The organism is Pseudarthrobacter linnaei (genome assembly GCF_055412825.1).
This window is the reverse complement of record NZ_JBVAYX010000004.1, coordinates 156,151-174,050: the sequence shown is the minus strand read 5'-3', so window position 1 is coordinate 174,050 and position 17,900 is coordinate 156,151. Positions and strand designations below refer to the sequence as shown.

The window sequence follows — 17,900 nt, the reverse complement described above, 5'->3', positions numbered from 1 at the left end:
CATTCCGGGACAGAATATTCTTCGTCCGGACGGTCACCAGGGCCTGTCCGTGAGCGGTCCGGTGCCGGTTCCATTCAGATACTCCTCCCGCTGCAGGCCGTGGTTGCGCTCCTGGTGGGCGGACTGTCCGGACTCCCTGAGCTGCTCCAGCTGCGCGTCGAGTGGCTCCCCCGACCCGGCGCCGTCCTGCTCTTCGGGTCCGGATTCCGTGCCGGGTTCCTCGGGTTCGGTGGCTTCGCCGGATCCAGGCTGGCCGCGCAGCCGTTCGATTTTTTCCTCCAGCCGCTGTCCGGCGGTCTGCAGTCTCTCCCCCGCGGCGCTGTCGGCGCGGTCCGAGCCGAAGCAGCCTGCGGGCGCGGCCCTGACTACGGCCAGGGCCTCCTCCAGCAGACGGAGGCCGCCGTCCGTGCTGTCTGGGCCGGCAGGGCCGGCGGTGCCGGCGGTGCCGGCGGTGCCGGCAGTGCCGGCAGTGCCGGCAGGGCCGGCGTCGGCCTCGTCGTCGCCCAGCCGTTCGATGCTGAGCCCCAGGTTGGCCCGTACCCGGCACTCGTCGGCCGCCGGGGCCGCGGCCAGGGCTGCCTCGAAGGCGGTGCGCGCGCCGGCGTAGTCGCCGCTGAGCGCGAGGGCGTCCCCGGCCGCGAAGGGTGCCTTGTGCGGTTCGAGGAAGTTCGCGACGCCCAGGACCGCGGCGGCCGACTCCGCCGCCGGTGCGTCACCGCGGGCAAAGGCGCTGCTGGCCTGGCCGGCGAACCAGGCGGCGCTGAGCAGCTTCGCGGCGAGCAGCAGTGCCAGCAGGACGGGCAGGGCGGACCAGAGCAGCAGCCGGCGCCGGCGTCGGACGCTCATGCGCCCGGCCCCCGCCCGGCGGACCGTGCCGCCCCCTCGGACCTCCGGCGGGCGGGCCGGGTGGGCCGCAGCTCCCGGAGCTGGCCGGACGCCAGCAGCGTTTCGCGCAGGGCCAGCAGGAACGCGGCGAACGCAGGCATCCAGTAGAGTTCGGTCCTGCCGTCGAGGGCAGCACCTGTGCACACCAGGGTGCCGGGCGTGGCCTGCTGCAGCATCGGGGCCGCCGCATCCCCTGCCGCCCGGTGCAGATAGGGCACGGCGAGCTGGCGTGCGAGGTCCCGCAGCCGGTCCTCGTCCAGCCGGGAGACGGCAGCCGCGCCGGTGGTCGGGTCCTGGATGTACGTCGTCGCCGGCCGGGCGGGGTCGCCGCTGTTTTCCTTCATCCGCCCGCCGTCCCGTGTGCCGTAGCCGAGGACGGCTCCACCGCTCACGAGGGAGCCGTCAATCCCCAGGGCCTGGGGCGCGCCGGCGCTGGTCTGTTCGCCGTCACCGAAGTAGAACACCAGCCGGGGTCGATCCGGGTGGCCGTCCCGGGCCGCGGCAAGCCGTTCGGCCAGGACAGCCCGGGCCGCGGTGACGCTGCTGCCCTGCGAGTAGTCGGTCACCTCGGGCCCCAGCACGGCAACCGCAGTCTCCAGGGCGGACGTGTCGGTGGTCAGGGGCATCCGCACGGCGGCGCTGGAATCGAAGCTGATGAGCGAATAGCGGGCGCCGCCGAGTTCCCGGGCGATGGCCCGGATGTCCTCCCGGACGCCGTCGAGCCGTGGCACACCGGCCGACTGGCCCCCGGTTGACTCTCCCTTGGCCGCCTCTCCCCCGGCCGGGGTGTGGTCCTCGGCGGCAATGCTGCTGCTCGTATCCACCACGAAAAACACATTCAGGTCCGTAGCAGCGGCCTCGACGGTGCCGCCGGGGAGTCCGGGCCGGCAGGCCGCGAGGAGTAGGAGCAGCACGAGGGCGCCCCGGAAGAGCCAGCCGCGGAACCCTGCATCCCCGGACGGCCCGTGCTGCTGCCGGGAACGGAACAGGACCCAGCCGAGGCCCAGGACGATGGCGGTGGCCAGCGGGCCCATGACCCACCAGGACAGTATGGGGTTCAGTGTCATCGCCGGGGCCTCCACGATGCTCCGGCGAGGACCAGCCCGGCCAGCAGGGCCACGGCGAGTGGAACCTCGGCGCGGTCGGACACCACGGCCCGGGGCGCACCCCGGAACGCTGCGGCCTGGGTGGCCTCGATCCCGGTGACGATGCCGGGCACCGCGTCCGGGCTGTCGAGTGCGTAGTACGCGCCGCCGCTGGTCTCAGCCACGCTGCGCAGCCGGGCGCCGGGCTGATCCGCGCCGGCGTCGGGGCCGAAGTCGTAGTCGCCGGGGTTCAGGGCGAAGACCCGCACGTCCCGTTCCTTCGCCAGGGCTCCGGCTTCAGCGAGGGTGACAAGCGGTGTGCCGGACAGGAAGTTGTCCGTGGCCAGGATGACCGAGCGGGCGCGGCGACCGGGCTCGTCCCCTTCGGGCGCCGCCGGGAAACTCTGGAGGCAGGACGCCAGGCCGTCGCCGATCAGCGAGGAACCCTCGCCGTTCCATGTCCCGTCGAGGAAGCTGCCGCTGCCGGCCCCGTCGAAGGCGCTCTTTGCCTGCTGGAGCTGGTCCTGGACATAGTCGTAGTCATCGGTCAGGGGGAACACCTGCACGGCGCTGCTGTCAAAGACGGTGAGGCCGATGCGCTCGCCGTCGAACTGGCGGGCGAGCGAGCCGAAGACGTCCACCACGGCGGCGTCTGCGCTGTTCATGGAGCCGGAGGCGTCCAGGCAGAGGATGATGTCACGCTTGTGTTGCTCGGGCCGGACCGTGCTGCGTTCGGCCGGCCGGGCGGCGGCCACGACGGCGGCCACCATCAGCACGGTCCCGGCGGCGGCGAGGAGCCGCAGCCGGTTCCGGTGTCGCCGCAGGGCCGCCTGGTACTCCGGCAGCGCGGTGAGGCGGTCGCTGTGGGCGACCGGACGGCGCCGGGCAGCGCGGACCCGGTGGCGCCGCCGGACGAGGAACCAGGCCGCGGGGACCGCCACTGCGGCGGCTGGCAGGAACCACCAGAAGATCAGTTCCACGAGCGGACCACGTCCCGCGCGGTCCGCGCTGCGTCTTTAGCGCCCGACGCCGGTCCGGCGGCGAAGGCCGCCGGGTACAGCGCCGCGATGGCGTCGGCCGCGGCCGGGACGCCGTGCACCGCCGTGCCCACGGCTACCCCCACCGCGCCTTCTGTGCACACCGCCCGGAGTTCGGCCAGGGTCATCCGCGTCGCGTCCACCCCTGAGGCGTCGCGGACGAAGCTGCGGATCAGCAGGCTCAGCTCCTGGTGCGCGGAACGCCCGGAACGGGTGCCGGCCGCGGCCTCGCGGTCCACGGCGTCGATCCGCTCCAGGTAGTCCCGCCGGAGCCGGTCCAGATCCGGTGCGGCAACGGCGGAGGGAGGCGCAGGAACTTCCTCGGCCTGCTGCCCGGCGGGCCGGCGCCTGGTGCTCCGGAGGACATAGGCGTACCAGCCGGCGACCAGGACCAGCAGTCCCAGGGCCGCCCACGGGTACCAGTCGCTGTACGCCAGCGGCGCGAAGAAGTCACCGTCCACGAGAGTCACCGTCCATAGGAGTCACCGTCCCCGCCGGTGCCGGGCAAGGAGGGTGAAAACGGCCGGGATCACGTCGTGGCTGCTGCCGGCGTCGGCCTCTGCAATACCCAGCCGGCGCAGCATCGACTGCCGCGCCGCGTCCCGGTCGTCCCGGGCGCGCGCGTATGCCCCGGCGATGGCGGCGGATTCGGCCAGCCCGCCCGGCAGCAGCCCGGTGCGCGGTCCCGCAGGACCGCGGGTCCGCGGGACCGCCGTCGTGCCGGCGACGTCGTAGGAGTCGGTACAGGAGCCGGAGCCGGCGCCGAGCAGCCCGGCGTCCCGGACCGTCAGCCACAGGATCTCGTGCTGGGCGCGCAGCCGGCGGAGCAGCCGTTCCGTCTCCGCATCCGGCAGGAGTTCATCGGCCACCACCAGGAGCAGCATCCGCTGGGAGAAGGTCCGGACCACGAAGTCCAGCTGGGTTTCCAGCCGGCTCGGCGCGGAGTCCAGCGAGGTGGTGTCATGGGCTGCGCGGAGCAGCCGTTCCAGGTGCGCCTCGCCGGTCTTGCCCGGCAGTGCACGGGAACCGCCGGAGTCGCCGCACACCAGCCCGACGGCGTCGCCGTGGCGGTGCGCGAGGTACCCCACCACCCCGAGCGCGAGCACGGCGAGGTCCTTCTTCGGCTCGCCGTCCCGGGATTCGGCGGCCATGTTGCGGCCGGTGTCGGTGACCAGCAGCAGGGTCTGACGCCGTGCCGCAAGGTAGCGCCGGACCAGCGGGGAACCGTGCCGGGCGGTTGCCTTCCAGTCGATGTCGCGGACCTCGTCGCCGGGCACGTAGGCGCGGAGGTCATCGAAGTCCAGGCTGCGGCCGCTGGAGACGGAACGGTATTGGCCCTCGAGCATGCCGCGGGCCTTGCGGTGCGCGTGGATCGAGAGCTTCGACTTCACCCGCTGGAGGAGGCTCGCCATCCTCAGGGTGTCTGGACGGCGGCGACGATGGCGTCGATCACGGTCTCCACCGGCACCTGCTCGGCGACGGCCTCGAAGCCAAGAATGAGCCGGTGGCGCAGCACGCGGTGGGCGAGCGACTTCACGTCCTCGGGGATCACGTGGTCCCGGCCGTCCAGCAGTGCGACCGCCCGGGCGGCCTGGCTGAAGGCGATGCTGGCGCGGGGGCTGGCCCCGAATTCGATGAAGCCGGCCAGCCGCGCGTCGATGTACTCCGCTGCGTTGCGGGTGACGAAGGCCAGGCCCACGATGTAACGGACGATCGCGGGGTCGATGTAGACCCGCCGGACGATGCCCTGAAGGTCGCTGACGGCCTCGAGGGAGGCAGCCGCGGCGGGTTTCTGCTCCGGGGTGAACACTCCGGCGTCGATCCGGCGGATGATCTCCGCCTCTTCCGCCGGGGTGGGGTAGTCCAGCACGTCCTTGAGCATGAAGCGGTCCATCTGGGCCTCGGGCAGCAGGTAGGTGCCCTCCTGCTCGATCGGGTTCTGCGTGGCCAGCACCAGGAAGGGGGCGGGCAGCGGGTGCACCACTCCCCCGATGGAGGTCTGGCGTTCCTGCATGGCCTCGAGCATGGCGCTTTGGGTTTTCGCGCTGGAGCGGTTGATCTCGTCCAGGAGGACGATGTTGGCGTGGACGGGGCCCAGCTGGGTCACGAAGGTGCCCCTGGCGGCGTCGTACAGCTGGGTCCCGACGATGTCGCTCGGAAGCAGGTCCGGCGTGCACTGGATCCGGCGGAAGTCCGCGCTGATGGCCTCCGCCACGGTCTGCGCGGCGGTGGTCTTAGCCAGCCCCGGGACGCTTTCGAGCAGGATGTGGCCGCCGGTCATGAGCCCGACGAGGAGGGATTCGCGGAGCCTGGCCTGGCCCACCACCTTGGCATCGAAGCTGCGGGAGATGGCACCCAGGGTCTGCTGCGCCCGGGCCAGTTCCGCCGGTTCGATCCGTGCGGCGGCCATAGTCTGAAGCACTCAAAATCCCCTTGGTCACTGGTCTGCGGCGGCCGCCTGCCTCCGCGGCGGCCAACGGCCATCCTATCCAAGCCTGCGCCGGGAAAGCCCGCAATGGGGAGCACTCCCCATCGTGCCCCCGCAGGACTATCCTGTTGCCATGATCCAGCTTCCAGCCAGCTACCAGGAGTATCTCGCCGGCAAGAGCGAGAGTTTCATCAACACCGTCCGGCCGATCCTGATGCAGTCCGCGGCAGACAAGTCGCACGGTGTCCGGGTTGTGGTCCACCCGCATGACCACCAGGCTCACCTGGACGATTCAATCCCGTTCGGCACGGTCGTCGAGGACATCGACTGAGCCCTGGTTCCCGGGACCGGTCCGCGGGCCGGCTCTAGCCCTCCAGCAGGAGGCGCTGCGAGCGGGGTGCGAGCGTGTGCTCCAGCACGAGGCAAGCGGCGCCGATCGCTCCGACATCCTCGCCGACACCGGTGCCGACCACCCCGATCTCATGGATCTTCCGGGTGGCGCTGTTTTCCCGGACCAGCTCCGGGATCCGTTCGAGATACCACTGCGACAGGCAGGTCCAGAACGGTCCGCCGAACACCACACGGTCCACGTCCAGGGCATTGGTGACGGTCGAGACGGCACGGGCAACAAGAACGGCGGAGTGGTCGATGATCTGCTCCGCCCTCGCGTCCCCGGCGGCGGCGGCGGCGCACAGCGCGGTAAAGCTCTCCTGGATGGCAGGACCCGACACGGCCTCGAGGGGGCCGTCCAGGACCCCGGCTGCAACGGCCCGGGCCACCAGCACCTGGGGAATACAGGAGGACTTGACACAGCCGCGCATGCCGCAGTCGCAGGGTGCACCGTCGGGATCAACGATGATGTGCCCGATCTCCCCGGCGTTGCCGGAGGTGCCGCGCACCACCTCGTCATTGAGCACGATTCCACAGCCGATTCCGGTGCCCATGTACATGAAGACGAAGCTGCCGGCTCCGCTGGGGCCGCCCGCCCAGGTCTCGGCCACGGCGGCACTGGTCACGTCCTTGTCCACGATGGTGGACAGTCCGGTGGCCGCGGCGAGGGCGTCGCGGAGCGGCACCCGGTCCCAGCCGAGCAGCAGCGGAGGGTCGACGACGGTGCCCTCCTCGAGGTCGATGGGCCCGGGCGAGGCGATCCCCAGGCCGGCGATCCGGGCCGGGTTCACGCCGGACACCGTAATGAGCTGCTTGATTTCGGCGGCGATGGTGTCGATGACGGCCCCGGGGTCGCTGCCGGCCGGGGTCTTGATCCGGGAATGCTTCACCACGGCTCCGACCAGGTCCAGGACCACGAAGGTGGTCACGGCGGGGTCGATGTGGACGCCGACGGCGTACATGCCGGAGGACTTGAGCCGGAGCATGGTCCGCGGCTTGCCCGGTCCGGTGCCTTCCTTGCCGGCCTCATAAATCAGGTCCTGGTCCAGCAGCCGGCGGGAGATGTTGGAGATGGTCTGCGGGGAAAGTCCGACGATCCGGGCCAGCTCCACCCGGCTGAGGCCGGCCGGGGAACGCCGGATGGCATCGAGGATGACCGTGAGGTTGAAGTCCCCCATCCGGGGCAAATTGGTTCCGCGCCTCGGCGATGGCTGGCGGATCTCAGTCACTGATACCCCTAAACGTCTTTGGCTATGCACTGCTTATTCCAGAATCGTACGTTACGCCCCTGTGGCCGCCTCCGCGCGGCGCTTCACACACCGGAGGTTTTCCGGATGCTGGCGGTCACCGTGAATTTCGGGTTCCGGCCGACCTCACGGGTGGGGCCGATCAACCGCTGCAGCGCCGGCCGGTAGTGCAGGTGGCTGTTGAACACCGTCCAGAGCTCCCCGCCCGGCGCAAGTACCCGGGCGGCCGCCTCGATCAGTTTCAGGCCGGCCCCGGCATGCACCGCGGCCCCGACGTGGAAGGGCGGGTTGAGCAGGATCAGATCAGCGCTGGCCTCCGGCAGCGAGGCCATGGCGTCGTCCTGGAGCACGGTGACCTGGGCGGCGAGTCCGTTGGCTTCCACCGTCGCCCGGGCGGAGTCGACCGCGGCGGCGGACTGGTCGGTGGCCGTGACCCGGGAACCGGGGTTGGCGCGGGCGTACATGGCAGCGAGGATCCCGGTGCCGCAGCCGAGATCGATCGCGTGCCGTGCCGGCGGCAACTGGGGCAGGAAGTCGAGCAGGAACCGGGTGCCGATGTCCAGCCCGGTGCCGGCGAACACGGCGCCGCGGGCGCACACGGTCAGGCCCAGTTCAGTGTTGACCTCGGTGACCGGGAACGGCGGGGCGCCGGTGGCGGGCCCGGGTCCGCGGGCGAGCAGGATCCGGGATTTTTGCCGGGCCCGCTGGGGCTGGACCTCGTTGAAGTGGCGCTCCAGCACCGCGTTCATGCCCAGGCTCATGTGCTTGACCCGGCCGCCGGCCAGCAGCACGACGTCGGGCGCTGCGTGGCGGGCGATGGCGTCGGCAATCTCCTCCAGCTCCGCCAGGGACTTGGGCAGCTGAAGGAGCACCACGCCGGCCCCGGACAGGAGCCCGGCGCCCAGCGGCAGCTGTTCGAAGCCGCCGCCAACCCCGAGCCTCCCGGCATTGTGGCGGAGGGCATGCTCCCCGGTGATGAGGTCCTGGTGCACCCGCACCGGACCGGCCCAGCCGGCAGCGTCGAGGGCCAGCGCCCCAAGGGTCAGTGCCCCGTAGCGGTCCCCCACGACGGCGAGACGGCTGCCGGGCCGCAGGACACCGGCAGCCAGCAGATCCGTAGCGGTGTCCAGGAGGAGCCTGTCGGTGGCGTCCCAGGCCTGCAGGTTGGCCGCCTCCACGTCCGGGAACCTGCCCAGCCGGGAGAAGAGGGAATCAAGATTGTTGTCCGCCACGCGCGAGCTGCCGCCTTCTGTGAGTCACGTTCTTCGGACCCCGAGAATGTGGGCCCCTGCAAACTTATCCTGATCCCGCTGAGTCCCGGTGCCGCTGGCCGAGCCGCTGGCGCGCGATCACCCATTTCAACGGTGCTCAGCGCGGAGGTCGGGTGCCGGCTACCATCCATCCGGTGACTCCGCCGAGCAGAGTGAGCCCTGGAACAAGATTCCACGACAGCCCCTGCAGCTCCCGGAGCCACCCGGGGCTGGCTTCCAGTACGGGGGTGATCAAGAGGTACGCGACGGACGCCAGCACGAAGCCCGCGGCTCCCCCTCCGAGCGCTCCCCACAACCTCCGACGGCGATCTCCCCTGCCCGGTCCTGCGGACGGTGGCATGCGGACCAGCTCCGGTCAGATTTTCTTGACGACACTGGATTTGAGCTGCATGGGACCAACGCCGTCCACCTTGCAGTCGATGTCGTGGTCGCCGACGCCGTTAACGAGCCGGATTCCGCGGACCTTGGTTCCGACCTTGATCACGGTGGAACTGCCCTTGATCTTGAGGTCCTTGATGACCGTGACGGTGTCCCCGTCGGCGAGGATGTTGCCGACGGCGTCCTTGATCGGCCTGGCGTCCTGCTCGTCCGGCTCCGGCTCCGCGGCCGGTGACCACTCGTGTGCACATTCGGGGCAGACCAGGAGCGCGCCCATCTCATACGTGTATTCGCTCGAGCATTCGGGGCACGGGGGCAGGGTCTCGTTCACGTGCCCAACTTTAGTCGAGCGGGCGGACGAAGGGCCGGTCGGGCCCGATTGCTAAGCTGATTTCCCCAGAGTGAAGGCGGCGCCCCGTGCCCGACAGCCCAGTTCAGTCCCCCGGTCCGGTTCCATCCCACCGTCCGGCGGCGCCCCGCGCCGCGGATTCCCGGCTGCGCTCGAATGTGCGCACCGCCGGCCGGCTGCTCCTGGGCGGCTTCCTGGTCCTGGCCGGTGTCAGCCACCTGGGTTGGAGCCGTGAGGCGTTCTACGCCCAGGTGCCGCCCTGGCTGGCGCTGGACGTGGACTTCGTCGTGGTCGCTTCCGGGCTGGTGGAGATCGGCCTGGGGCTGGGCCTACTGTTGCTCAGGCGGGGGCGGGTGGCCCTCGGCTGGGTCGTGGCGGCCTTCTTCGTCCTGGTCTTCCCGGGCAACATCTCCCAGTTCGCCACAGGCGCCGATTCGTTCGGACTCAATACGGACCTGAGCCGCGGAATCCGCCTGCTGTTCCAGCCGCTCCTGGTGCTGTGGGCCCTGTGGTCCACGGGCGCATGGAGACTGGCGGGAGAACAGGAAAGCCGGCGAGCGACCCCGCTAAGGGCGCGGCCCGTCTCGGGCTGGCCGCCAAAATGTGTGTGTTTCGGGCCCACCCCCCGGACCTGCCGGCCGTTGACAGATCACCCGAAAAACAAAGGAGGCCCTGCTCAGTGAGCAGGGCCTCGTCGGTGGAGCTGAGGGGACTCGAACCCCTGACCCCCTGCATGCCATGCAGGTGCGCTACCAGCTGCGCCACAGCCCCGAATTTGCCTGGCAAAACTTTCCTGAAAAGGACCGTCTTCCCTGAAGCAACCTGTTTATCTTAAACCACAATTCGTGTTCACGCGAATCGACACGCCGCCTGTGCCGGCAGCCCGGAGAAACTAGTGACGGCCCGCCAAATGGCTGCGGCGGCGGGATGATGAGCAAACAAAAAATCCGCCGGAATCTTTCGATTCCGGCGGATTATCCGGTGGAGCTGAGGGGACTCGAACCCCTGACCCCCTGCATGCCATGCAGGTGCGCTACCAGCTGCGCCACAGCCCCGAATTTTCGTTGCTCCGACCCCGTCAGCAAGCGCTTTCGGTTCCAGCTTTTGGTCCGGATCTCTCCGAAGCAACTCAAATATCTTAGAACAGCCCTTCGGAAAATTCCAAATCGGGCATATTCCGTTGCGCTCCCGTTGTTACTCCGCTTCGGAGGCTGCCGCGGCCTTGGCGGAAGCGTCATCCCCGAGCTGCAGGTCCACGACCGGGCAGTCCTTCCAGAGGCGCTCCAGGGCGTAGAACACGCGGTCTTCCTCGTGCTGGACGTGGATGACGATGTCGCCGTAGTCCAGCAGGACCCAGCGGCCGCCGGAACGTCCTTCACGGCGGATCGGCTTGAGCTCGAACTTGGAGAGTTCGTCTTCGATGCCGTCCACAATGGCGTTGACCTGGCGCTCGGACGGTGCGGAGGCAATCAGGAAGATGTCGGCCAGCGCCAGCCGTTCGCTGACGTCCATCGCGACGATGTCCTCGGCAAGTTTCTCCGCGGCAGCTCGGGCTGCGTGGCGGGCTGTAGCGATGGCGGATTCTGTTGCAGTCACGGGACTCCTTGTTGGGAAAAAGCTTGTTGTGAAAAAGCTTGTTGGGTGAAAAAGCTTGTTGGGTGAAAAAGCTTGTTGAGCGGAAAATGCATGGAAGGCCGCCAGCCGCAACGGCGGGGCCAAAAACGAAGCGCTGCCTAGCCGAAAAGGCCGGTGATGATCAGAGTGATGCCGGCGATCAGCGCAATCACGCCCAGGGCCAGCACCGCGAGCTGGATGAGGCGCAGCCGCCGCGCCCTGCCGAGGCCGGCGGTGTCCGCGTCGAGGGGCTCAAGCCCGTGGGCGGTATTCGCGGCGACGGGTGACCTGTCGGCAAACTCCTCCCCGGACGGGATTGCGGCGGGGAACCCGGCCGTCCGGCTGGACTGTTCCGGAGCTGCGGTGGCAGCCTTGGCGGCGGCCTCCGCGCGGGCCAGCACCCCGGCGCGGCCGGTGGTGGTGCCCGCACCCCGCTGGCGGGAAGGACCCGGACGGCGGTTGCCGGACTTCCGGGGCTGCTCAACCCGGGGACCCGGGTTGGTGACGACTGCCACGTGGGACGTGGCAGGGCGCTTCAAGACGGGCCGCTCCACGCCGGGCACCTGGACGAACTCCAGGGGGGTGACCATGGCCAGGTTGTTCGCCGTGGTCGGGTCATTGCGCACCGGGTCGGGCTTGCTGTTCTGCTCGGCCAGTTTCTGCTTGGCGGCGGCGCGGCGGTTCAGCACTGCGGCCCGCTCGGCCAGTGCGATTTGCTCCGCCAGCCCGTCAGGGTCTACGGCTTCCGGGTCGGTGGCGTTGATGTGTTCCATTTTGGCCAGCTGGTTTTGGGCCTGCTGGGCGAGCAGTTCCCGCGCCGCGAGGGCCTGTTCCACGGTCATGCCCTCGGGTCCCTTAGCGCCCCGGCCGGCAGTACCGCCGTCGGACTTCGGACCCGGAGCTCGGGCGCTATCAGCAGGAGGGCCGTCCACACCCGGCCGCGCGGCCGCCGCGTCCGGCTCGGCGGGGGTTGCCGGCGCACCGGTGGCCGGCTGGGTACCCGCGGCTGCGCCGGGCGGGCGGACAGCCGGGGTGGCCCGGGTCCGCGGGGAGGCGGGGACAATCAGGTTGGCGGAGGTTGCCGGGGCCGTTTCTGCAGCCAGCTGCAGTAGCCGGAGCTGGCGCCGGGTAAGCGGTCCGCCGCCGGAGAGATTGCCTTCTTTTTCGGCGAGTTCCTTGATGGTGCGTAAGGTGGCGCGGTCCCGGGCGCGGACCTGCGAGGACCGTTCGGCGCCGGAAGCGGGGCGGACCGAGTCAACGGGGCCCGGATTCCGGCGGCGGCCGGTGACCTCAGCCTCCGTGGGCTCGCCCGGGTCGACAACGCCTGGAGCCACACCGGCGGAGGCAGCACCGGCGGGGTCAGCACCGCCGGGCGCGACGACACTCCCAGGCCGCGGCGTGGCAGTGTCGTCCGTGCCAGGGGTGTCCGTGGCAGGGGTGTTTGAGGCAGGGGGAACCGCGCCGGGACCTGGGGTCCCGGGTTCCTGGTTCGCTTCCAGGCGTTCATCTCGGGCCAGCCGCAGTTGGCGGCGGCTGCGGATCGGTGGCTGTTCCTGACTCATTGCAAACTCATTCGGTGCTGGCGGGTTGGACTAACTCGGTGGTTCGGTCATAGCGGGCGGCGCCATTGCCGGCGGAGGTGTCCCCGGTGTCCGGGTCGCCGCCGTACAGTCCGTATTTGGCGATGTACTGCACCACGCCGTCGGGGACGAGGTACCACACGGGGTTTCCTGCCGCGACCCTCGTGCGGCAATCCGTCGAGGAGATCGCCATGGCGGGAACCTCGAGCAGGCTGACGTCCTTGCGGCCCATGCCGTCCAGGACGTGGCCGGGCCGGGTGACCCCGACGAAGTGCGCGAGGGACCAGAGTTCGTCGATGTCCTTCCAGGACAGAATCTGGGCCAGGGCGTCGGCGCCGGTGATGAAGAAGAGGTCCGCGTCCGGACGCAGGGTGTGCAGATCCCGGAGGGTGTCAATCGTGTACGTGGGCCCGGGCCGGTCCACGTCCACGCGGCTGACGGTGAAGCGGGGGTTCGACGCCGTGGCGATGACGGTCATGAGGTAGCGGTGCTCGGCCTCGCTGACCTTCTTGCTCATCTTCTGCCAGGGCTGGCCCGTGGGAACGAAGACCACTTCGTCCAAGTCGAACTTGGCCGCGACCTCACTGGCCGCGACAAGGTGTCCGTGGTGGATCGGATCGAACGTGCCGCCCATCACACCCAGACGCAGGCGGCGCTGGGCGCCGCGCTGCTTCACGGTGGCGGAAATATTAGTGCCCTTGGCCGTGATCGTGCTTGTTCGGGTGCTGGCGGTGCGGATCCGCGTGCTCCTCGACGGCCTCGTGGCGCTTGCCCAGGTTGGAGTAGGACAGCGTGATGAACAGCATGACCATGAGCAAAGCGAACATCACAGCGCCAATGACGAGCGGCGGAGCGATGAGCGGCGCGAGTTCCTCGTGGCCTGATTCGCCAGCGGCGGTGACGATGGTGGCGATCTGCTGCAACAGCATGTTCTCCCCTAGTGAGTTCAAGATTTGACGACGGCGGGTATCCCCGCCGTTACGGACTTCTGTTCCATGTTACAGCGTTGCTAGGCCCTGATCTGGCCCTCGCCCTGGACGATCCACTTGGTGGTGGTCAGTTCCGTCAGTCCCATCGGTCCGCGGGCATGCAGCTTCTGGGTGGAAATGCCGACCTCGGCGCCCAGTCCCAATTCGCCGCCGTCGGTGAAGCGCGTGGAGGCGTTCACGATCACGGCCGCCGAATCCACCTCTGCGATGAAGCGTTCGGCGTTGCCGAGGTCGTTGGTCAGGATGGCCTCGGTGTGGCCCGTGGACCAGGTGCGGATGTGCTTGACGGCGTCGTCAAGGCTGTCCACCATGGCCACCGCGAGGTCCAGGTCCATGTATTCGGTGGCCCAGTCCTCCTCGGTGGCGGGGACCGAGGCGATCGAGGCCGGGAGCGCGGCCCGGATCCGTTCGTCGGTGTGCAGGGTGACGCCGGCGGCGCGCAGGGCCGCGGCGACGGCGGGCAGCACGGTCGACGCGGAGTGGACCAGCAGGGTTTCCACGGTGTTGCAGACGCTGGGCCGCTGGGTCTTGGCGTTCAACAGGATCTCCACGGCCATGTCCTCGTTTGCTGAGGCGTCCAGGAAGATGTGCACGTTGCCTTCGCCGGTCTCGATCACGGGGACCTTGGCGTTGGTCACAACGGACTGGATCAGTTCCCGGCCGCCGCGGGGAATCAGGACGTCGACGCGGCCGCGGGCGCGCATCAGGGCGTTGGCGCCTTCGCGGCCGTACTGGTCGACGCTCTGCACGGCGTCGGCGGGCAGCCCCACCGAGTCGAGGGCGTCGCGGAGCACGGTGACGAGGGCTGCATTGGTGGCGGCGGCGGCGGTCCCGCCGCGCAGGATGACGGCGTTGCCGCTCTTCAGGCCCAGCCCGGCGATGTCCACGGTGACGTTGGGGCGCGCCTCGTAGATGGCGGCGACGACGCCCATGGGCACGTTGATCTGGCGCAGCCGGAGCCCGTTGGGGAGGGTCTGGCCGCGGACCACGTTGCCGACCGGATCGGGCAGGTTTGCGAGGTTCTCCAGGGCGTCGGCGAGGCCCTGGATGCGGGCCTCCGTGAGGGTGAGCCGGTCCAGCAGGGCCGCGGACGTGCCGTTGGCTTTGCCGGCGGCGACATCCTTGGTGTTGGCCGCGAGGATCTGGGCTTTGCGTTCCAGCAGCGCGGCCGCGATGGCACGGAGCCCGCGGTCCTTCCAGGCCCGGTTGGCGCGGGCCATCCTGCGGGCGGCCTGGCGCGAGCGGTCGGCGATGGCGTGGACGGCTGCTTCGACGTCGGCAGTTGCGCCGCTTTCCGGAGCGGTTTCCGGGCCGGTCCCGCGGGTGGCGTCCGCCGGTCCGTCCGCGGGGAGCAGACTTTCGGCGAACGGCTTATCGGCGAGCACGGCAGAGCGGGGGGTGAGGGCCTCAGTCATGCTTCCAGTTTAGGCGAGCCGGAGGCTCAGACCAGCACCAGATCGTCAACATGAACAACGACCCGGTCATACCCGCGGCCGAGCGCCTTGCCAAGCTCCTTGGTGGAGCGGCCCAGCATCTGCGGAAGTTCGGAAGCGCCGTAGTTGACCAGGCCGCGGGCGATCACGGTGCCGTCGGGGGTGACCATTTCAACCGCGTCGCCGGCTTCGAAGTGTCCGTGTACCGCGGAAATACCGGCCGGCAGCAGCGAGGTGCGGCGGTCACGCACGGCGTTGACCGCGCCGTCGTCGAGCACCAGGGTGCCTTCCACGGAGGCGAGGTGCGCCAGCCAGAGCAGGCGGACCGGCTTGCGGGAGCCGTTGACGGAGAACCAGGTTCCCACGTCCTCGCCCGCCAGCGCGGCGGCGGCGTTGCCCGTAGAGGTGACAAGGGCGGGGATGCCCGACCCTGCGGCGATGGTGGCCGCTTCGACTTTGGTGACCATTCCCCCGGTGCCGGTCCCGGCCTTGCCGGTGCGACCGATGGTCACGCCGTCGAGGTCCGCGGGGCCGGCGACGTGCGAAATCCGCTTGGCACCGTGTGCGGGAGGGCCGTCGTAAAGGGAGTCGACGTCGGAGAGCAGCACGAGCGCGTCGGCGCGGACCAGGTGGGCGACGAGGGCCGCGAGCCGGTCGTTGTCGCCGAAGCGGATCTCGTGGGTCGCGACGGTGTCGTTTTCGTTGACCACGGGCACGACGCCGAGGTTGAGCAGCCGGTCCAGGGCGCGCAGGGCGTTGGTGTGCTGGCTGCGGCGCATGAAGTCTTCGGCGGTGAGGAGCACCTGGCTGACGGTGACGCCGTGGGCCCCGAAAGCGTGGGTATAGCGGGCCATCAGCAGTCCCTGGCCCACGCTCGCGGCCGCCTGCTGGGTGGCGAGGTCGCGGGGGCGCTTGGCGAGGCCGAGCGGGGCGAGCCCTGCGGCGATCGCGCCGGAGGACACCAGGATGATCTCGGTCCCGGCGTTGCGCTTGTGGGCGAGGGCGTCCGCGAGCTCAGTCAGCGCCTCTTCAGAGATGCCGCCCTTGATGGACGTCAGCGAGGATGACCCGACCTTGACGACGATCCGCCGGGCCCCGGACAGCACGGCGCGGTCGGGGGCCGGCGTGTCCGCTACCGTGCTTGTTGCGCGGCTTTCCGGTGCACTGCGGTGCTCCGGGGAGACCGCCGCGGCGGGTACAGTGACGGCTTTACTCGTCATCTGCTGCGCCCAGTCCACTCTCCTTGAGCGGCTTGTCGGCACGGCGTCCGCTGACGGATTCGGTCCAGATCCCGGCCTTGCGCTCGGCTTCGAGTTCGGCGCGGGCGGCGGCCTTGGCCTCGCGGCGTTCGACCTGCTCGTCGCGCTTCTGTCCGCGGGTGGGGCGGTCGCCGATGTCGGCGAAACGCACGTCGGTGCCGCGCGGGGCGGCCAGCAGTTCCGCGCCGGCCATCATGGTCGGCTCCCAGTCGAAGACGACGCCGTCGTCCTCGCCGATGACGACTGTGTCGCCCGGCTTGGCGCCCTGCTTGAACAGTTCGTTTTCGACGCCGAGCTTGGCCAGGCGGTCGGCGAGGTAGCCGATGGCTTCCTCGTTGGTGAAGTCGGTCTGCTTGACCCAGCGCACAGGCTTGTCGCCCAGGACGCGGAACAGCGGTTCGAGGTTCTTCTCTTCGCGGCGGATCTTGAAGCCGGATTCGTTGACCGCACGCGGCTTGAGGATGGGGGCGTGCACCTTCGGCGGGGCGGCGGCGAGGGCGTCGCGGGCCGCCTGGACGATTTCTCCCATGGCAAAGCCGAGCTGGCGGAGGCCCTCGTGGCTGGTTGCCGAGATTTCGAAGACCTTGTAGCCGCGGGATTCCAGTTCAGGACGGACGAACTCGGCCATGTCCCTGCCGTCGGGCAGGTCCACCTTGTTGAGGGCAACCAGGCGGGGGCGGTGGTTCAGCGGCACAACCTCGCCGTCGGCTCCGCTGTAGCTCATGTCGACCGCGTACTTCTCCAGCTCGGCTTCGATGATGGCGAGGTCGGAGAGCGGGTCGCGGTCCGATTCGAGCGTGCCGCAGTCAAGGACGTGGACCAGGGCGGCGCAGCGCTCGACGTGGCGCAGGAAGTAGTGGCCGAGGCCCTTGCCCTCGCTGGCGCCTTCGATCAGGCCCGGGACGTCGGCAATGGTGAAGCGCACGTCGCCGGCCTGGACCACGCCGAGGTTCGGGATCAAGGTGGTGAAGGGGTAGTCGGCGATCTTGGGCCGCGCGGCCGACATGGCCGCGATCAGGCTGGACTTGCCAGCGGAGGGGAATCCGACCAGGGCGATGTCGGCGATGGACTTCAGCTCCAGGACGACATCACTGGATTCGCCTTCGATGCCGAGCAGCGCGAAGCCGGGGGCGCGTCGCTTCTGCGAGGAGAGCGAGGCGTTGCCGAGTCCGCCGATGCCGCCGGCGGCTGCGATGTATTCGGCGCCTTCGCTCACCAGATCCGCAAGGACCTCGCCGTCCTTGGACTTGACCACGGTGCCGATGGGGACCGGAAGGATCAGGGTTTCGCCGTGTTTGCCGGCGCGCCAGTCGCCCATGCCGGGGCCGCCGTTGGTGGCATGGCGGTGCGGGGCGTGGTGGTAGTCCAGCAGGGTGGTGGTCTGGGGGTCGACGCGCAGGATGACGTCGCCGCCGTTGCCGCCGTTGCCGCCGTCGGGGCCGCCCAGCGGTTTGAACTTCTCGCGGTGAACGGAGACACAACCGTGGCCGCCGGTACCGCCGGATACGTGCAGTACTACCCGGTCTACAAAGCTAGCCACGTGGATCTCCTCAGTGCTGTTCCCCGGGTGTCCGAAGACTCCCAAGATGATTGTAATGCGGTTAAAACACCGGTGGAGCGGACCTAATGGCCCGCCCCACCGATTTAAGACTTGTGGTTACTCTGCAGCTGCTGCAGTCACAATGTTCACAACGCGACGACCGCGGCGGGTGCCGAACTCGACAGCGCCGGGGGTCAGGGCGAACAGGGTGTCGTCGCCGCCACGGCCAACGCCGGCGCCCGGGTGGAAGTGGGTGCCACGCTGGCGGACGATGATTTCGCCTGCGGAAACTACCTGGCCGCCGAAGCGCTTGACGCCGAGGTACTGGGCGTTTGAGTCACGACCGTTGCGAGTGGAACTCGCGCCTTTTTTATGTGCCATTTGGAAATGCCTGCCTTAAATTCTGGGGAATCTG

General features: G+C 69.6%; 19 protein-coding genes and 2 tRNA genes. 2 read left to right on the top strand and 19 right to left on the bottom strand.

Features of this window, described 5'->3' with window-relative positions:
• Window positions 1-33: 33 nt before the first annotated feature.
• From ACZYZ3_RS06005 to ACZYZ3_RS05980, 6 genes are read right to left on the bottom strand one after another with little or no spacing between them, the layout of a single operon-like run.
• The gene (locus ACZYZ3_RS06005) at window positions 34-846 is read right to left on the bottom strand and encodes a hypothetical protein (RefSeq protein WP_463962910.1); all 813 of its coding nucleotides are present in this window, start codon (window positions 844-846) and stop codon (window positions 34-36) included.
• Window positions 843-1,952, bottom strand: a complete 1,110-nt coding sequence (locus tag ACZYZ3_RS06000; RefSeq protein ID WP_463962909.1) for a VWA domain-containing protein — start codon at window positions 1,950-1,952, stop codon at window positions 843-845. Before ACZYZ3_RS06000 ends, ACZYZ3_RS06005 begins: the two co-directional genes overlap by 4 nt.
• Complete coding sequence (locus tag ACZYZ3_RS05995; protein WP_463962908.1) at window positions 1,949-2,950, bottom strand: vWA domain-containing protein; 1,002 nt, start codon at window positions 2,948-2,950, stop codon at window positions 1,949-1,951. Before ACZYZ3_RS05995 ends, ACZYZ3_RS06000 begins: the two co-directional genes overlap by 4 nt.
• Window positions 2,941-3,477, bottom strand: a complete 537-nt coding sequence (locus ACZYZ3_RS05990; protein WP_463962907.1) for a hypothetical protein — start codon at window positions 3,475-3,477, stop codon at window positions 2,941-2,943. The genes ACZYZ3_RS05995 and ACZYZ3_RS05990 overlap by 10 nt, the downstream gene beginning before the upstream one ends.
• Before the next feature lie 12 nt (window positions 3,478-3,489).
• A complete protein-coding gene (locus ACZYZ3_RS05985; RefSeq protein WP_463962906.1) occupies window positions 3,490-4,419 on the bottom strand; it encodes a DUF58 domain-containing protein in 930 nt (309 codons plus the stop codon).
• Between the two features lie 2 nt (window positions 4,420-4,421).
• Window positions 4,422-5,417, bottom strand: a complete 996-nt coding sequence (locus ACZYZ3_RS05980) for an AAA family ATPase (RefSeq protein WP_463962998.1) — start codon at window positions 5,415-5,417, stop codon at window positions 4,422-4,424.
• A 151-nt stretch (window positions 5,418-5,568) separates the two neighbouring features.
• On the opposite strand from ACZYZ3_RS05980, the gene ACZYZ3_RS05975 reads away from it, so the two are divergent.
• Window positions 5,569-5,766 carry a hypothetical protein gene (locus ACZYZ3_RS05975; RefSeq protein WP_463876017.1) on the top strand — a complete coding sequence of 66 codons (198 nt, stop codon included), beginning with the start codon at window positions 5,569-5,571 and terminating at the stop codon, window positions 5,764-5,766.
• Window positions 5,767-5,800: 34 nt separating this feature from the next.
• Here the strand turns inward: ACZYZ3_RS05975 and ACZYZ3_RS05970 are convergent, their stop codons facing one another.
• The 3 genes from ACZYZ3_RS05970 to ACZYZ3_RS05960 form a co-directional block, all read right to left on the bottom strand.
• On the bottom strand, window positions 5,801-7,003 hold the full coding sequence (locus ACZYZ3_RS05970; RefSeq protein WP_463962905.1) for an ROK family transcriptional regulator: 1,203 nt from the start codon (window positions 7,001-7,003) through the stop codon (window positions 5,801-5,803).
• A 134-nt stretch (window positions 7,004-7,137) separates the two neighbouring features.
• Window positions 7,138-8,304 carry a class I SAM-dependent methyltransferase gene (locus ACZYZ3_RS05965; protein ID WP_463962904.1) on the bottom strand — a complete coding sequence of 389 codons (1,167 nt, stop codon included), beginning with the start codon at window positions 8,302-8,304 and terminating at the stop codon, window positions 7,138-7,140.
• A 394-nt stretch (window positions 8,305-8,698) separates the two neighbouring features.
• On the bottom strand, window positions 8,699-9,052 hold the full coding sequence (locus ACZYZ3_RS05960) for a zinc ribbon domain-containing protein YjdM (RefSeq protein WP_463962903.1): 354 nt from the start codon (window positions 9,050-9,052) through the stop codon (window positions 8,699-8,701).
• A gap of 86 nt (window positions 9,053-9,138) precedes the next feature.
• On the opposite strand from ACZYZ3_RS05960, the gene ACZYZ3_RS05955 reads away from it, so the two are divergent.
• Window positions 9,139-9,753: a DoxX family protein gene (locus ACZYZ3_RS05955; RefSeq protein WP_463962902.1), complete on the top strand. Its 615-nt coding sequence runs from the start codon at window positions 9,139-9,141 to the stop codon at window positions 9,751-9,753.
• Window positions 9,754-9,768: 15 nt separating this feature from the next.
• Here ACZYZ3_RS05955 and ACZYZ3_RS05950 read toward each other — a convergent pair.
• From ACZYZ3_RS05950 to rpmA, 10 genes are all read right to left on the bottom strand, one after another.
• Window positions 9,769-9,841: transfer RNA gene (locus tag ACZYZ3_RS05950), tRNA-Ala, on the bottom strand.
• 211 nt (window positions 9,842-10,052) lie between these two features.
• Window positions 10,053-10,125, bottom strand: a tRNA-Ala gene (locus tag ACZYZ3_RS05945).
• Between the two features lie 139 nt (window positions 10,126-10,264).
• Entirely contained in the window at window positions 10,265-10,666 is a 402-nt protein-coding gene (gene rsfS, locus ACZYZ3_RS05940; protein ID WP_463962901.1) for a ribosome silencing factor, read from the bottom strand.
• A gap of 137 nt (window positions 10,667-10,803) precedes the next feature.
• Complete coding sequence (locus ACZYZ3_RS05935; protein ID WP_463962900.1) at window positions 10,804-12,246, bottom strand: hypothetical protein; 1,443 nt, start codon at window positions 12,244-12,246, stop codon at window positions 10,804-10,806.
• A gap of 7 nt (window positions 12,247-12,253) precedes the next feature.
• Window positions 12,254-12,898: a nicotinate-nucleotide adenylyltransferase gene (gene nadD / locus ACZYZ3_RS05930; protein ID WP_463962997.1), complete on the bottom strand. Its 645-nt coding sequence runs from the start codon at window positions 12,896-12,898 to the stop codon at window positions 12,254-12,256.
• 55 nt (window positions 12,899-12,953) lie between these two features.
• Window positions 12,954-13,193, bottom strand: a complete 240-nt coding sequence (locus tag ACZYZ3_RS05925; protein WP_463962899.1) for a hypothetical protein — start codon at window positions 13,191-13,193, stop codon at window positions 12,954-12,956.
• 80 nt (window positions 13,194-13,273) lie between these two features.
• Window positions 13,274-14,668 carry a glutamate-5-semialdehyde dehydrogenase gene (locus ACZYZ3_RS05920; RefSeq protein WP_463962898.1) on the bottom strand — a complete coding sequence of 465 codons (1,395 nt, stop codon included), beginning with the start codon at window positions 14,666-14,668 and terminating at the stop codon, window positions 13,274-13,276.
• Window positions 14,669-14,694: 26 nt separating this feature from the next.
• The gene (gene proB, locus ACZYZ3_RS05915; RefSeq protein ID WP_463962897.1) at window positions 14,695-15,906 is read right to left on the bottom strand and encodes a glutamate 5-kinase; all 1,212 of its coding nucleotides are present in this window, start codon (window positions 15,904-15,906) and stop codon (window positions 14,695-14,697) included.
• Window positions 15,896-17,485: a GTPase ObgE gene (obgE, locus tag ACZYZ3_RS05910; protein WP_463962896.1), complete on the bottom strand. Its 1,590-nt coding sequence runs from the start codon at window positions 17,483-17,485 to the stop codon at window positions 15,896-15,898. The genes proB and obgE overlap by 11 nt, the downstream gene beginning before the upstream one ends.
• 117 nt (window positions 17,486-17,602) lie before the next feature.
• Window positions 17,603-17,866 (bottom strand): 50S ribosomal protein L27, encoded by a 264-nt coding sequence (rpmA, locus tag ACZYZ3_RS05905; RefSeq protein ID WP_120949928.1) that lies wholly within the window; start codon window positions 17,864-17,866, stop codon window positions 17,603-17,605.
• Window positions 17,867-17,900 lie beyond the last annotated feature (34 nt).

What these genes read in the sequence shown, in the direction of transcription:
- ACZYZ3_RS06005 (WP_463962910.1), bottom strand. Translation starts at nt 846, where the DNA reads ATGAGCGTCCGACGCCGGCGCCGGCTGCTGCTCTGGTCCGCCCTGCCC.
- ACZYZ3_RS06000 (WP_463962909.1), bottom strand. Translation starts at nt 1,952, where the DNA reads ATGACACTGAACCCCATACTGTCCTGGTGGGTCATGGGCCCGCTGGCC.
- ACZYZ3_RS05985 (WP_463962906.1), bottom strand. Translation starts at nt 4,419, where the DNA reads ATGGCGAGCCTCCTCCAGCGGGTGAAGTCGAAGCTCTCGATCCACGCG.
- ACZYZ3_RS05980 (WP_463962998.1), bottom strand. Translation starts at nt 5,417, where the DNA reads ATGGCCGCCGCACGGATCGAACCGGCGGAACTGGCCCGGGCGCAGCAG.
- ACZYZ3_RS05975 (WP_463876017.1), top strand. Translation starts at nt 5,569, where the DNA reads ATGATCCAGCTTCCAGCCAGCTACCAGGAGTATCTCGCCGGCAAGAGC.
- ACZYZ3_RS05970 (WP_463962905.1), bottom strand. Translation starts at nt 7,003, where the DNA reads ATGGGGGACTTCAACCTCACGGTCATCCTCGATGCCATCCGGCGTTCC.
- ACZYZ3_RS05935 (WP_463962900.1), bottom strand. Translation starts at nt 12,246, where the DNA reads ATGAGTCAGGAACAGCCACCGATCCGCAGCCGCCGCCAACTGCGGCTG.
- nadD (WP_463962997.1), bottom strand. Translation starts at nt 12,898, where the DNA reads ATGGGCGGCACGTTCGATCCGATCCACCACGGACACCTTGTCGCGGCC.
- ACZYZ3_RS05925 (WP_463962899.1), bottom strand. Translation starts at nt 13,193, where the DNA reads ATGCTGTTGCAGCAGATCGCCACCATCGTCACCGCCGCTGGCGAATCA.
- ACZYZ3_RS05920 (WP_463962898.1), bottom strand. Translation starts at nt 14,668, where the DNA reads ATGACTGAGGCCCTCACCCCCCGCTCTGCCGTGCTCGCCGATAAGCCG.
- proB (WP_463962897.1), bottom strand. Translation starts at nt 15,906, where the DNA reads ATGACGAGTAAAGCCGTCACTGTACCCGCCGCGGCGGTCTCCCCGGAG.
- rpmA (WP_120949928.1), bottom strand. Translation starts at nt 17,866, where the DNA reads ATGGCACATAAAAAAGGCGCGAGTTCCACTCGCAACGGTCGTGACTCA.